The organism is Alteromonas sp. H02, assembly GCF_059682525.1.
On sequence record NZ_CM185021.1, the window covers coordinates 5,414,822 to 5,428,356 of the forward strand.

Annotated in this window: 12 protein-coding genes; 11 read left to right on the forward strand and 1 reads right to left on the reverse strand. The window is 53.0% G+C overall.

Translation table 11 applies throughout. The features are described from left to right. Positions 1-268: 268 nt before the first annotated feature. Positions 269-592 (reverse strand): hypothetical protein, encoded by a 324-nt coding sequence (locus AC566Q_RS24960; RefSeq protein WP_499612259.1) that lies wholly within the window; start codon positions 590-592, stop codon positions 269-271. A gap of 45 nt (positions 593-637) precedes the next feature. Here AC566Q_RS24960 and AC566Q_RS24965 point away from each other — a divergent pair, with 45 nt between their 5' ends. From AC566Q_RS24965 to AC566Q_RS25015, 11 genes are all read left to right on the forward strand, one after another. After that, positions 638-1,486, forward strand: coding sequence for a hypothetical protein (locus tag AC566Q_RS24965; protein WP_499612261.1), 849 nt, complete (start codon positions 638-640; stop codon positions 1,484-1,486). Further along, positions 1,479-1,892 (forward strand): hypothetical protein, encoded by a 414-nt coding sequence (locus tag AC566Q_RS24970; RefSeq protein ID WP_289125175.1) that lies wholly within the window; start codon positions 1,479-1,481, stop codon positions 1,890-1,892. Before AC566Q_RS24965 ends, AC566Q_RS24970 begins: the two co-directional genes overlap by 8 nt. 70 nt (positions 1,893-1,962) lie before the next feature. Next, the gene (locus AC566Q_RS24975; RefSeq protein ID WP_499612263.1) at positions 1,963-2,352 is read left to right on the forward strand and encodes a hypothetical protein; all 390 of its coding nucleotides are present in this window, start codon (positions 1,963-1,965) and stop codon (positions 2,350-2,352) included. Positions 2,353-2,472: 120 nt separating this feature from the next. Beyond that, positions 2,473-3,105 carry a recombinase family protein gene (locus tag AC566Q_RS24980; RefSeq protein ID WP_499612264.1) on the forward strand — a complete coding sequence of 211 codons (633 nt, stop codon included), beginning with the start codon at positions 2,473-2,475 and terminating at the stop codon, positions 3,103-3,105. A gap of 48 nt (positions 3,106-3,153) precedes the next feature. Next, a complete protein-coding gene (locus AC566Q_RS24985; RefSeq protein ID WP_475311915.1) occupies positions 3,154-3,312 on the forward strand; it encodes a hypothetical protein in 159 nt (52 codons plus the stop codon). A 105-nt stretch (positions 3,313-3,417) separates the two neighbouring features. After that, positions 3,418-3,768, forward strand: a complete 351-nt coding sequence (locus AC566Q_RS24990; protein WP_499612266.1) for a DUF7673 family protein — start codon at positions 3,418-3,420, stop codon at positions 3,766-3,768. A gap of 346 nt (positions 3,769-4,114) precedes the next feature. Further along, positions 4,115-5,065 (forward strand): helix-turn-helix transcriptional regulator, encoded by a 951-nt coding sequence (locus AC566Q_RS24995; protein ID WP_499612268.1) that lies wholly within the window; start codon positions 4,115-4,117, stop codon positions 5,063-5,065. Beyond that, the gene (locus tag AC566Q_RS25000; protein ID WP_499612270.1) at positions 5,062-8,634 is read left to right on the forward strand and encodes a helicase-related protein; all 3,573 of its coding nucleotides are present in this window, start codon (positions 5,062-5,064) and stop codon (positions 8,632-8,634) included. Before AC566Q_RS24995 ends, AC566Q_RS25000 begins: the two co-directional genes overlap by 4 nt. Beyond that, positions 8,631-10,019 (forward strand): AAA family ATPase, encoded by a 1,389-nt coding sequence (locus AC566Q_RS25005; RefSeq protein ID WP_499612272.1) that lies wholly within the window; start codon positions 8,631-8,633, stop codon positions 10,017-10,019. Before AC566Q_RS25000 ends, AC566Q_RS25005 begins: the two co-directional genes overlap by 4 nt. A gap of 2 nt (positions 10,020-10,021) precedes the next feature. Next, entirely contained in the window at positions 10,022-10,612 is a 591-nt protein-coding gene (locus AC566Q_RS25010) for a retron system putative HNH endonuclease (protein ID WP_142947827.1), read from the forward strand. Between the two features lie 14 nt (positions 10,613-10,626). Further along, positions 10,627-13,533, forward strand: coding sequence for a DUF1156 domain-containing protein (locus tag AC566Q_RS25015; RefSeq protein ID WP_499612274.1), 2,907 nt, complete (start codon positions 10,627-10,629; stop codon positions 13,531-13,533). Positions 13,534-13,535: the final 2 nt, after the last annotated feature.

Consider the following 13,535-nt stretch of genomic DNA (forward strand, 5'->3'; position numbering starts at 1 on the left):
CAGCACGATAAGTGGAGATGGCATAAGGCGGTGGTGAGATAGATGCAAAAATCTGCTCACCAGATACCTTGACTTTTTGCTTATTGAGTCAAAAAAACAGGTCTTGCCCACCACTTAAACAGCAACTGGTAACGGACATCTGCAAACCGATTTGGACGGGGGAAATAAAAAAGCCCTTTATTTACAAGTAAATAACAGGGCTTCTAAGACATTCTTGGACGGGTGAAAAAACTATTCGATGTTTTGCACCTGCTCGAAGAATAATAATTTAAAATTCTTTAAAAACAGACGCTTGTCTTAGTTTTTGCATCGATCTTCGCCCAATACTACCCATTTTACTACCCATGGATAGAAACTTTATCTCTGATTGGCCCAATCGGTTACAACCCATGATTATAAACTGGGATAAGTGGGAAAATGGGAATTTCTGATCCTTTTCCGATTTACCAACACCTCGTCTAAACCGAAAAAAACCTTCTGGCAAGTCTAGCAAGAGCGTCACTCCCGATGCACCACTGCTGATACATCGAAGTTTGTACTGACAGAACAAACCTTTGATTTTATTAGGTATTTTTTTATTTTCTTCTTGCATATTTGAAACTTCGTGCGAGTATTTTAGAAAACGCAGGAGTTCAAAATGACCAAGTTGAAGACCATTTGTTTTGCTGTAACTACAGCCGCGCTCGCGGGTTGCGCTGCCATGCCTCGACACTATGACGACGAATCATCCCGCGCACTGAATCTGGCCCGCGCCGGCGGCGTCTACGATCAGGACCTGCGGGATTCACCAGACGGGACGCGCTCGTATCGAAAGGGTTTGTTGGTAAGCGCCCTCGACCTGGCCAGTCTGGCCACCTCATTAGATGCGCCGCTTCGTCATCTTACGGGCACCCAGACACTGTTATTTAACGCCACCGATATCATGATGACGCCGAGCAACCCCTCCGCAAGACCCAGCCTGATGGGCTGGATGCCGGAATCACTGGCGGCGAACGAGGATGACGCCTATGACCACTATGTTGCGGTCGTAGATGAGGCCATCACCCAGGCCGCCGAATCGATGGCAATTACGGCAACGAAACTCGCAGACGTGAAGACGCCGGAGATTGACGGGCACCCGCTCATGCTGTGGTCGGTAACAGCCGAGCGATATGGCTGTGCCGATAGCAACTGCATCATCGCCTACAACATCCAACAACCGAATCACTGGAAGACACCAAGCTATGTAATCGGCGGTGAAGCAGCCAGTTACAACATCGCTGCTAACCACCCCGAGAAATATTCCCGACTGGTATTTCGGCAGTCCGGCCATGAACTCACCTTTCCTGTAGATGAATTCTATGGCGCTGTCAGCGCCGGCATGCCTCCCTGGATAGTGATGTACTTTCCACCGAACACCGTGATCCAGGACGGCGAGCCGCTCCCCTATCCGGTGTTGTATGAAAAGGGCCAACAGCTGATGTTCAGGGAGCCCGACCATGAGTGACTGGCACGATGAACTTGAGTTGGCACTGCTGCCGCTGGAGGACCTTAGAGTCGATAGCGTCTACATGACTTTTGTGATCAGCAATGCCCTGAGCGAGCGAGGCATCTTCCATCAATGCCGGATCGGATACGCGGAGGACCGACTGAGCCGAATGACCACTGCTCCCCATTGCTGGGTCGAGCTCGAACAGGGTTGGTGTATCGATCTCCGGCTCAGACAGTGGCTGGGCGATGAGGACGACCTCCCTCATGGCGTATTCCAGCCATCCGACTACCCGCGAGCTCGATACCAAGGCACGGCGTTGCTGGTTCCACGCCTGGACGTGGAAGATTTGAAGGCGATGACGAATGATGCCTACAGCAAGGTGAAACTGCCGTGGCTGGCCGGGCAAGCCACAGCGGCCTGACGCCGGGCAAAACTTGCATTTTCTCAGGTTCTGGTAGCTTCGAAGTAAAGAACTATCGGGGACTGATGCCATGGTGAGAGTGGCAAAATCAGTAGCAGTGGGGCTCGCCGGGATCGGCGTTGTGGAGCTCGCCTTTAGGGGTACCGATGCTGCGCTTTACGCATGGTATCTATTGTTCGCGCTCTGGATGGTCGCACTGTTCACTCGCTTCACACTGGCCGCAGTCGATGCTTACAAGACGGTTTCCGCCAAGGGACCCGATGGGGAAATGACGTTTCCTGAATTCGAACAAAAGATGGCGTCGTTCAGTCGAGGCAGTGATGAGGAGGCAACCGGCGCGAGCAACAAGGCAACTTCCGGCAATGGGAGCAATGGCGGTACAGAGGGCTTCTTCGATGACGACAGAATCAACCAGATTTATCGAGCGGACGATCCGTTCGGGGAGTTTCTCGACTCTTGAGGTGGTTCCTTATGGGTACAGATTAGGAGAACCAGAGGTTCGAACCCGGTAACGGCCACCAGAACCACCTAAACCAGACCGGCCAAAGAGAACCACTTATAACAGACTGAGGAACCGACGATGTTTATTCGAGCCTACCTTCGGGCATCCACGCAAGAACAGAATGCGGAGCGAGCCCGGGAGTCACTGGTGCAATTCGCCGCTAACCACGGTCAGCGCATTGCGGCTTTCTACGTGGAGAACGTGTCCGGCGCTACACTGCACCGCCCCGAGCTGATGAAGCTGATCACAGATTCCGGTGAGGGCGACATCGTTCTGGTCGAACAAATTGATCGGCTGGCTCGCCTCAAACAGAGTGACTGGGACTCCCTCAAGCAAAAGCTGGCCACCAAGCGGTTGGCCATCGTCTCCCCGGAATTACCGACCAGTTGGCTCGCCCTGGAAAAGAAAGACGAGACCGGATTCACCGACTCCATTCTGCGAGCGGTCAACGCCATGATGCTCGACATGCTGACTGCCGTGGCCCGCAAAGATTACGAAGACCGTCGGCGTCGGCAGTTCCAGGGCATCCATAAAGCAAAAACGGAGGGTAAGTACCAGGGGCGGCAGCCAGACCTGAAGCGCAGGCAACACATCGCCAGCCTTCTCAAGAGCGGCCACAGCTACAGCGAAATCCAGGAGATGCTGAGCTGCTCCCGGCACTTGATTGCGTCTGTCGCCAAAGAACAAAGACTGGCCGATGCTGCGGCCTGAAACCAACAAAGCGCCCTGAAAGGGCAATCAACCATTGGAGACCTGAATATGCTGAACCTATCTGCCACACTGATTGCATTCCTGAGCTTTGTCGCGGTCGTACTTTTTATCTGCGGTATGGCCTACCGCAACGCCGATCGGCTGGAAACGTTCCTGGAGCGTAAGTTCCGGAAAAAAGCACCCCGCCAGAGCGGCGGTCAGAAATAAATCAGAGGCAAACCGGTGTTCTTGCCCAAAACGGGCAGTTTGAGAGCCGTGCCTACCGCGTCGTCCATGGCAGCATAATCGTGAGGTCGATATGAGGTTATGCACATGATGGACAAAACAGCCATGCTTCCCGACAGCTTTCTCCATTTATTGGAACAGGAAGAAAAGCGGAGGCAACAGCGGGAGGAGTCGGGGCTTCCTGCGTTAAAACTACTGATTGACGCAGCCCACAGCGGTGGTGGCCAGGCCCGGCATATCCGGCGATTCCTGCTTGGCCTATATAACGCCAGCCGCTGGCCATTCGAGCTGAACCGGCTGAGGGCCTTGGATACCGAACTGCAACAGGCTGCGTTGCAGGTTCTGGCGCTGGATTGGAATGGCCGGGAGGTTCACACCTATGCGCCGGGTGGTGATGAGTTGTTTCAGTCCTGGTGGGAGTGGGAATCGGGAGCTTGAAAACCCTCTGCCTGTTGCAAAGTATTGCGCTCCAGCTCGCCCAGCATCTCATTCGCTCGCCGAAAGGCGCCTAAGACCACCTCTGGCTTTTCCTCGTCTAGTATTTCTTCCAGCGTCTTCGCCATACCCCTCCCTTCACTCATCTATTTCAGCCGGCGTTTGATGAGTACCAAAAGCCACAAATAATACCGAAACGACAATATAATTACTTGTTATTCAACAACATAAACCATTATTGCAATCTTTTTGATGATAACCTATATGCAAAATCGTCGCAATATGGCACACTTTTTACCATTACGTATTTGAAATTCCTTTTATACCTCATTGACTGATAGGTGCGTAGATGGCCAAGGCCAAACTGGAAGACATCAGCCAGGCCCAGAAGGAACGCCTGTTTCACATAGACTTCCGGCTCCGCTTCCTTGGTGCGGTGTCCCGTGCTGACTTGGCTAGTCGGTTTGGCGTCAAGGCGGCTGCGGCAACAAGAGATTTATCGCTATATAAAGAATTGGCGCCTGACAATCTTGAGTACGACACCAAAGCTAAAATCTATAATCCATCTCAAAAATTCACGCCTCTATTCGGTTGTTCCCAAGGCCAGGTACTAGCCGCGCTCGGCCAGGGTTTGGGCGATGATTATGTCGGCACCCACCGCCCACTGATTACTTCGGAGTCCCCCACCCAGCTCAATCCTCCGCAACTTGATGTTCTGGCGACCGTTAGCCAGGCAATTCACCAGAAAAAAGCACTGCACATACAGTATCGCTCGCTCTCCAGTGGCCCAACCAGCCGAGAAATCGCACCGTTTGCATTAGTCGACAACGGCCTTCGATGGCATGTCCGAGCATTCGATCGCAAACGAGGACGGTTTACCGATTTCGTTATCAATCGCATTACCAAGCCGCGTCTACTGAAAGACAAGCTTCTAGGCAGCCACGAAAGCAAAGAAGCGGATATCCAGTGGAACCGCATCGTCGAAATGCACCTGGTACCCCACCCGCAACTAAAGCATGCGGAAACCATCGAGCATGAATACGGGATGCACCAGGGCATGCTGAAAGTGCAGGTGCGGGCAGCGGTCGCTGGCTATGTGTTGCGCCGGTGGAATATCGATTGTTCTGAAGACCATAGCCTGAAGGGTGCCGAGTACCATCTGTGGCTGCGTAATCACCAAACGCTCTACGGCGTCGAGAACCTGGTCATTGCGCCTGGCTTTAAATCTCCATCGACAGACCAAGTCCACACCAAAGACCAGGCTGTGATATCCACCATGGAATGGGGAGACGTTGAATGATCAAACTGGAAGACATCAAAAAAGACGCCCAAATTCGCGGCATCCAAGGCAGCGAAATTGTCCGGGTCGTACAAACTGAACCGGTCGGTGAGCATGCTCTCACCATCTACTACAAGGACACTCAGGGCCGCCTGAACGAACAGATGCTTTTCCGTTCCGACGAAGCACGCCTGGAACTGGCTGAAGCAGGCCGACCTTGGGCCTTTGATGCTCCGGGCGCTGACTTTAAGCTCGGCCTTGAAGCCTACCGTATCACTCAGGCCGCGCTGTTCGACCCCATGATGGCTGTGCATACATCCAACGTCGAGCCATTGCCGCACCAGATTTCAGCAGTGTATGAGGCCATGCTGCCCCGTCAGCCCCTGCGCTTCGTACTGGCAGACGACCCCGGGGCGGGTAAAACCATCATGGCTGGCTTGCTGATTCGTGAGCTGCTCATGCGTGCGGATGCCAAACGGATCCTCATCGTCTCTCCTGGCGGACTCACCGAACAGTGGCAGGATGAATTGCTGGAGAAATTTGGCGTCCAGTTCGAGATTTTCAGCCGTGAAAAACAGGAACAATGTGCGTCGGGCAACTTCTTTGACGAAGCCAACCAGCTTATCTGCCGTCTGGACCAGCTCTCCCGCAATGAGGATTTCCAGGAGAAGCTCAGAAACACCGAGTGGGATTTGATCATTGTCGACGAGGCACACAAGCTCTCAGCCAATTACTTTGGCAACAAGGTCAACAAAACCAAGCGGTTCCAACTCGGTGAAATGCTGGGCTCCATAACCCGGCACTTTCTACTGATGACCGCAACGCCCCACAACGGCAAGGAGGAAGACTTTCAGATCTGGCTCTCCCTGCTGGATGGTGACCGCTTCTACGGCAAATTTCGTGAAGGCGCACATAAGGTCGATGTCTCCGACATGATGCGTCGCATGGTCAAGGAAGAGCTGCTCAAGTTCGATGGTACTCCGCTCTTCCCTGAACGTCGGGCCTATACCGCCAACTATGAGCTGTCTGATGCCGAGGCCGAACTTTATGCCGAAGTGACGAACTACGTCCGTAACGAAATGAACCGTGCGGACAATCTTGATGGTAAGCGTAAAGGCACCGTTGGCTTCGCCCTCACTCAGCTCCAGCGCCGACTGGCGTCCAGCCCCGAAGCCATTTACCAGTCGCTGAAACGGCGCCGGAAGCGCTTGGAAGCCCGTTTGGACGAAATGAAGCTGGTCGCACGGGGCGAAGGGCTTAAAAAGGCTGGCCGGAATGGCGTGGCGGAAACCCTGGGCGAATATCAGGTCACCAAACAAATTGATGTGCCTGACAACATCGATGAGATGGATGAAGAGCTGAGCGCCGAAGAGTACGAAATGGTGGTCGATCAGGTGGTTGATCAAGCCACTGCCGCCGAAACCATTCCGGAACTGGAAGCCGAAATCGTCATCCTGAAAGATCTGGAATACCAGGCTATGACCGTGGTGCAGTCTGGCAACGACAAAAAATGGGAAGAGCTTTCCCATCTGCTGCAAGACCAGCCCGAGATGTATACCGCCGGTGGTAGCCGCCGCAAGCTCATCATCTTTACCGAGCATAAGGACACATTGAATTACCTTGTCCAACGCATCAGTGGGCTACTGGGTGACCCCGGTGCCGTGATTACCATTCATGGCGGTACCAACCGTGACGAACGCCGCAAAGCTCAGGAAGAATTCCGAAACAATCCCGACGTGCTGGTACTGGTGGCGACGGATGCTGCCGGCGAAGGTGTAAACCTGCAAAACGCCAGCCTCATGGTCAATTACGACTTGCCCTGGAACCCCAACCGGCTTGAGCAGCGCTTTGGCCGTATTCATCGGATCGGCCAAACCGAGGTTTGCCATCTGTGGAACCTGGTCGCCAATGAAACCCGGGAAGGCGATGTATTCCAGAAGCTGTTTGACAAGCTGGAAATCGAAAAACAAGCGCTGGGCGGTAAGGTCTTCGATATTCTGGGGGAGGCATTCGAGAACAAATCCCTGAAAGACCTGCTTATCGAAGCGATTCGTTACGGTGAATCGCCCGAGGTTAAGGACAGGCTCAATCAGGTGATCGACGGAGCGCTGGATACCGATCACTTGAAGGAAATCCTACGCCGTAATGCCCTCGTCGAGCAGCACATGTCATTGGAAGACCTTTATGCTGTTAAAGAGGAGATGGAAAAGGCCGAAGCACGTAAGCTCCAGCCCTATTTCATCCGCGCTTTCTTTACTGAGGCGTTTCAGACGCTGAGCGGAGAAATGCGTCCCAGAGAGGCAGGGCGTTACGAGGTCCGCCATGTGCCGGCAGCTATACGTGAGCGGGACCGTATTATTGGCGAAAGCCGTACTCCCGTACTGAAAAAGTACGAAAGAATCTGTTTTGAAAAGCAGCTTGTCCGAGTGCCGGGCAAGCCCATGGCCGACTTAATCCATCCAAGTCATCCGCTGATGCACGCCGCGACGGACCTAATTCTTCAGGCGCACCGCAGCAAACTCAAGCAGGGTGCCGTGCTTGTAGACCCGAACGACGAAAGCACTGAGCCGAAAATTCTGTTCATGGTGGATCACACCATTCGCGAGAGCATGAGCGACGGCGGCGATAAAGACAGCGGTAAATCCACCGTTGCCTCCCGTCGACTGCAGTTTGTGGAGATTGATCAGCATGGTAATACCACCCATGCCGGCTGGGCGCCTCACCTCGACTTACAGCCCATCGACGATTACGACCATAAGCTGATTCAGGACGTCCTGAACGCGCCCTGGATCACTGGCAACCTCGAAGGCCTGGCCCTGAACCACGCCTCCCAACACTTGGTGCCGGAGCACTATCAGGAAGTTAAAAGCCGTCGGGAGGCGCAAGCCGACAAGGTTCTGGCTGCCGTACACGAGCGACTGGTGAAGGAAATCAGCTACTGGTCTGACCGGTACATCAAACTCACCGACGATGTAACTGCAGGCAAACAGCCCCGCATGCAGCCAGAGATGGCCCGTCGCCGAGTCGATGAACTCACCGAACGCCTGAACCAGCGCAAGAGAGAACTAGAAGCCATGAAAAGCGTGGTCTCCAGTACGCCGGTCGTGATCGGCGGTGCTCTGGTCATCCCTCAAGGGTTACTGGCCATGCGCAAGGGCGAAACTACCTTTGTCGCCGATGCCCAGGCTCGCGCGCACATCGAACAAATAGCCATGAAGGCCGTTACAGATTATGAGCGGGCATTGGGGCATACAGTTAAGGATGTCTCCGCCGAGAAGTGCGGCTGGGATCTTACGGCCAGGCTCCCGGCGAAGCCGGACGGTTCATTGCTGCCTGATCGGCATATCGAAGTCAAAGGTCGCGCCAAAGGACAGGAAACCATTACTGTCAGCCGTAACGAGATCTTGTACGCCCTTAATCAGGCCGACAAGTTCTGGCTCGCCATCGTCATTGTGGATGGCGACAGCCACGAAGGGCCGTTTTACGTGAAAAACCCCTTCACAACCGAACCGGATTTTGGTGTGCCTTCGGTTAATTATGAACTCAAATATCTGCTATCGAAGGCAGAGCCAAAGGAGTCAAACGCATGAAAATCAACAGACTGCGTTTAAAAAACTTTCGATGCTTTTCTGAGCTTGAATTAGATCTCAACGAGAAGCTGACCGTACTGGTCGCCGAAAACGGTCAAGGTAAATCCACATTGCTCGATGCCATTCGTATAGCACTGTGGCCGTATGTGGCGAGTTTCGATCTGGCTCGCCCTGCTTTCAACGATCCAGGTAACGGCATAACCGTTAATGATGTACGAATGGTGCGAATGTCAGACAACGATATGGCGCGCCAATTACCCACCGAAGTGGCAATCAGCGGTGATTATGGAACGGGTGACAATCAAACTTGGATTCGTTATCGGGATAGTGAAGCTAAATCCACCAAGACCAAAGATAGTGGTGCCACGTCGAAACTGAAGAAGTGGGCCAGTCGTATCCAAACAAAAATACGGGAACCGGGGGAGTCAACAGTAAATCTCCCTGTCTTTGGGTACTACGGAACTGGACGGTTGTGGGCACAAAAGCGCCTGATGGAGAAAGTTAAAGGTAAAGACGACACCAAGGATCCAGACTTCTATATTCGCACCTTTGCCTATCAAAACTGTTTGGATCCGGCCTCTACTTACAAGCACTTTAAAGAGTGGTTCATATGGGCCTCAGAGAGCCTGAACGAACAACTACTGAAAGAACTGAAAGGCAAACATCAACCGGAGGATCTTCAACAAGCGCAAGACAGGGTGCGTGTCGTACAAGAGGCGGTCGATACATTTTTAAAGCCGCTTACCGGCTGGCACACGCTTGAGTACAGCATTACGAGAGAGAAGTCCCTGATCTTGCACCATGAAGACCAAGGCATTCTTGATGTGGAGCAACTCAGCGATGGAATAAGAAGCGTATTGGCTATGATCGGAGATATCGCTTACCGGTGTGTCAAGCTCAATCCGCATTTGGGAGCAGATGCGGCCCGGCACTCTGATGGTGTGGTGATGATTGACGAAGTGGACATGCACCTCCACCCGCGCTGGCAGCAAGTGGTGCTAGGCCAATTGCAGGAGGCTTTCCCTAAGGTGCAGTTCATCGTCACTACACATAGCCCTCAGGTGCTGACAACCGTCGCCCGTGGTTTCATACGTGTATTGAAATCCGTTGAAAGCGGGATAGCGGTTGAAATACCAGAATTCAGTCCGCTTGCTCACGAATCCGGTGATGCATTGGCTCAGATTATGGGTACCCACAGAGAACCTGAGCTCCCACTACAGGACGATATCCGGGCCTTTGAGCAATTGATAAGGGCTGGGCAAGAAGCCTCCACAGAGGCGCAGGAAATCCATGCCAAATTGGAAAACGCAGGCTACGAGTTCCATCAAAGTGACCTGACCACATGGCGCTTTCTGGCAGAACGAAAAAAGAGTAAGGAGTCTTAACTGTGGTTGAGCTGCAACATCGCCGAGGAGGTCTACCTACTCTGCATCTCTATTTAACGAAAACCCCTGGTGCTTCAGTAGCAGATTGGGATAGTCAGGCTTTCCACCCGATTAAACGAAAGGTAAAAGAGGCCCTGAACCAAGACCAACAGGGGCTGTGTGCCTACTGTGAGCGCAAACTTTCAGAAGAAGAAGGTCAAGTCGACCATATCAAACCCAAAGCCGGTCCTCACGCACACCCGTCACTGTGTTTTACCTATTCGAACTATGCCCACAGCTGCATTAACCCCAAAACCTGTGGGCAGAAAAAGAAGGATGGCCTGCTACCCATAGAGCCTGCGCCAGGCTGCAATGCCCACTGGTCACTGTCTACCGACGGGACAATCGAGCCAGTCGCCGCATTAACCCGCAAGCAAAAACATAACGTCAATCAGACACGGGATATGCTTGGCCTGAACAAAGACTCATCCCTGGTGGACGAACGCCAAAAATGGTTTGCCGGTGCTTTGGAAGTGCTGCACACATCGCCCAGCGATCTCGCTGATTTTCTGAACCGTTCACCCTTTCGCCATATTCTGGCGACGGCGCTTTAACACCGGATGATATTATGACTGCGATCAAAACGCCCAAAAAACTTATCGAAGTGGCCCTCCCGCTGGACGACATTAACGTCGCCGCCGCCCGCGAGAAGTCTATTCGGCACGGCCACCCCAGCACTCTGCACCTGTGGTGGGCACGTCGTCCACTGGCAGCGGCTCGGGCTGTGTTGTTTGCTCAATTGGTGAACGATCCCGGCTACCAGCGCGAGCTGGGTTATGGGGTAAACAAGAAAGAGGCGGAGCTCAAGCGCGAGAAGCTGTTCCAGATCATCCGTGACCTAGTGAAGTGGGAAAACACCAACAACGAAGAAGTGCTTGGTCGTGCCCGTGAGGCTATCTGGGAGAGCTGGCGTGAAACCTGCCACCTCAACCGTAACCACCCACAGGCAGCGGAACTGTTTAATCCAGACAAACTTCCTGCCTTTCACGACCCCTTTGCGGGGGGCGGTGCCATTCCGCTGGAAGCCCAACGCTTGGGATTGGAAAGTTATGCCAGCGATCTGAACCCGGTAGCGGTGATGATCAATAAAGCGATGATCGAAATCCCACCCAAGTTTGCAGGGCAGAAGCCGGTTGGGCCAAGGCCAGAATCCGACAAACAAACCAAAAAGTCAGCGACCAGCGACGCCTTTGAAGATTGGACCGGTGCCAAAGGCTTGGCCGAAGACGTGCGCCGCTATGGGTACTGGATGCGCGAGGAAGCCTTTAAACGCATTGGTCACCTCTACCCCAAGGTTAAAGTCACCTCGGAAATGGTTTCCGAGAGACCTGATCTGAAAATTTATGAAGGCGAAGAACTGACGGTCATTGCATGGCTTTGGGCCAGAACGGTAAAAAGCCCTAACCCGGCATTCAGTGATGTGAATGTACCGCTGGTACGTTCATTTGTGCTGTCAAGTAAGAAAGGCAAAGAAGCATGGGTCGAGCCGGTAATCGACGGTGGTGATTACCGCTTCGAAGTGCGAATGGGTAAGCAGCCTACTAACGCCCTGGAGCGCACAGTCAGACGAACAGGTGCAACTTGCATCATGTCGCAAACCTCCATGCCATTTAAGTATATACGTGAAGAAGGTAAAGCTCGCCGTATTGGTGAACGACTGATGGCTGTCGTTGCTGAAGGCTCTCGTGGTCGTGTTTACCTGTCACCAACAAAGGAAATGATAGAAGTTTCTCGGTCCGCTAAACCAGAGTGGAAGCCGGAGCACGCTCTACCAGTAAACCCGAGAGACTTCAAAACCCCAAACTACGGACTCAATACCTTTGGCGACCTTTTCACCTCCCGCCAACTCGTGGCGTTGACTACCCTATCAGGTCTTGTGGAAACGGCGCGGGAAAAAGCTATTGCCGATGCCAAAGCCGCCGGCCTACCGGATGACAGCCAGGGCCTAGCCCAAGGCGGTACTGGAGCTACAGCATATGGAAACGCTATAGCAACTTATTTAGGTATGGCCGTGAGTCGAAGTACGAACACCATCAATGCATTAGCGGTATGGTCTCAGAGTCGAGAGCAATCAGTAAATCTGTTTAGTCGGCAGGCGATCCCGATGAATTGGGACTTCCCGGAAGTTAATCCATTCGCCGGAGCAGCAGGAGACTTCGCATTAACTACCAACTCAATGAGCAAATCTTTGGCCAATGTCCCCGCTACTGGGTTTGGGAGCGTGAACCAGAAGGATGCTCAAACACAAACGATAAGTGCTAATAAAGTTATCTCTACGGATCCGCCGTATTACGACAATATCGGTTATGCAGATCTAGCGGACTTTTTTTACGTATGGATGCGCCGGTCTCTCCGAAATACGTTTCCAGAGCTTTTTGGAACTATGGCTGCGCCAAAGGCTGAGGAGTTGGTTGCTACTCCTTATCGGCATGGATCATCTGAACAGGCGGAAGAGTTTTTCCTCAATGGCATGAGTCAAGCTATTAGCAACATAGAAAAACAAGCTCATCCCGCCTTTCCCGTAACTATCTACTACGCCTTCAAGCAGGCTGAAACTAGCGCAGACAGCACATCAAGTACTGGTTGGGAAACGTTTTTGGAGGCAGTAATTAACTCCGGGTATGCAATTGATGGCACTTGGCCTATGCGCACAGAAAGACCAACAGGGGTGAAAGTAGCTATGAATGCTCTAGCCTCGTCAATAATTTTGGTCTGTCGAAAGCGCGAAGCTAGCAACGATTCCATTTCCCGCCGAGACTTCCAACGCCAGCTCAGGGAAGAAATGCCCGAAGCCTTGGAGACCATGATTGGCGGCCAGACCGGCCAAACACCGATTGCCCCTGTGGATCTCGCTCAATCCGCTATTGGCCCAGGAATGGCCATTTACTCCAAATACGAGGCTGTGCTGAATCAGGATGGCACCCGTATGAGCGTGCACGACGCTCTAGTGCTAATCAACCGCGCTATTACTGAATACCTGAGCCCGGATTCCGGCAGCTTCGATGCCGACACTCAGTTCTGCTCCAGTTGGTTTGAACAGTATGGCTGGAGCGCCGGTCAGTTTGGCGAAGCTGATACGTTGGCACGCGCCAAGGGTACCAGCGTGGATGGCGTCAAAGCAGCTGGCGTGGCCGAATCTGGGAGCGGCAAAGTACGCTTGCTGAAATGGTCTGAGTACGAATCCGACTGGGATCCCAGCAAAGACGATCGTACCCCCATCTGGGAAGCCTGCCACCAAATGATCCGCCGCCTGAACAATAGCGGCGAATCCGTCGCCGGTGAGCTGTTGGCCAAAATGCCGGAAAAAGGCGAAGCAATCCGCCAACTGGCCTACCACCTGTATACCTTGTGCGAACGCAAGAAGTGGGCCGAAGAAGCCCGCGCCTACAACGAACTGATCGGCTCCTGGCACGCCATTGTTGTAGCCTCTCATGATGTGGGGCACAAAAATGAACAGCGCGGTCTGGACTTTTGAGG

Excerpts from the sequence above, each read along its gene's own strand:
- AC566Q_RS24960 (WP_499612259.1), bottom strand. The coding sequence starts at position 592 with ATGCAAGAAGAAAATAAAAAAATACCTAATAAAATCAAAGGTTTGTTC.
- AC566Q_RS24965 (WP_499612261.1), top strand. The coding sequence starts at position 638 with ATGACCAAGTTGAAGACCATTTGTTTTGCTGTAACTACAGCCGCGCTC.
- AC566Q_RS24970 (WP_289125175.1), top strand. The coding sequence starts at position 1,479 with ATGAGTGACTGGCACGATGAACTTGAGTTGGCACTGCTGCCGCTGGAG.
- AC566Q_RS24975 (WP_499612263.1), top strand. The coding sequence starts at position 1,963 with ATGGTGAGAGTGGCAAAATCAGTAGCAGTGGGGCTCGCCGGGATCGGC.
- AC566Q_RS24980 (WP_499612264.1), top strand. The coding sequence starts at position 2,473 with ATGTTTATTCGAGCCTACCTTCGGGCATCCACGCAAGAACAGAATGCG.
- AC566Q_RS24985 (WP_475311915.1), top strand. The coding sequence starts at position 3,154 with ATGCTGAACCTATCTGCCACACTGATTGCATTCCTGAGCTTTGTCGCG.
- AC566Q_RS24990 (WP_499612266.1), top strand. The coding sequence starts at position 3,418 with ATGATGGACAAAACAGCCATGCTTCCCGACAGCTTTCTCCATTTATTG.
- AC566Q_RS24995 (WP_499612268.1), top strand. The coding sequence starts at position 4,115 with ATGGCCAAGGCCAAACTGGAAGACATCAGCCAGGCCCAGAAGGAACGC.
- AC566Q_RS25000 (WP_499612270.1), top strand. The coding sequence starts at position 5,062 with ATGATCAAACTGGAAGACATCAAAAAAGACGCCCAAATTCGCGGCATC.
- AC566Q_RS25005 (WP_499612272.1), top strand. The coding sequence starts at position 8,631 with ATGAAAATCAACAGACTGCGTTTAAAAAACTTTCGATGCTTTTCTGAG.
- AC566Q_RS25015 (WP_499612274.1), top strand. The coding sequence starts at position 10,627 with ATGACTGCGATCAAAACGCCCAAAAAACTTATCGAAGTGGCCCTCCCG.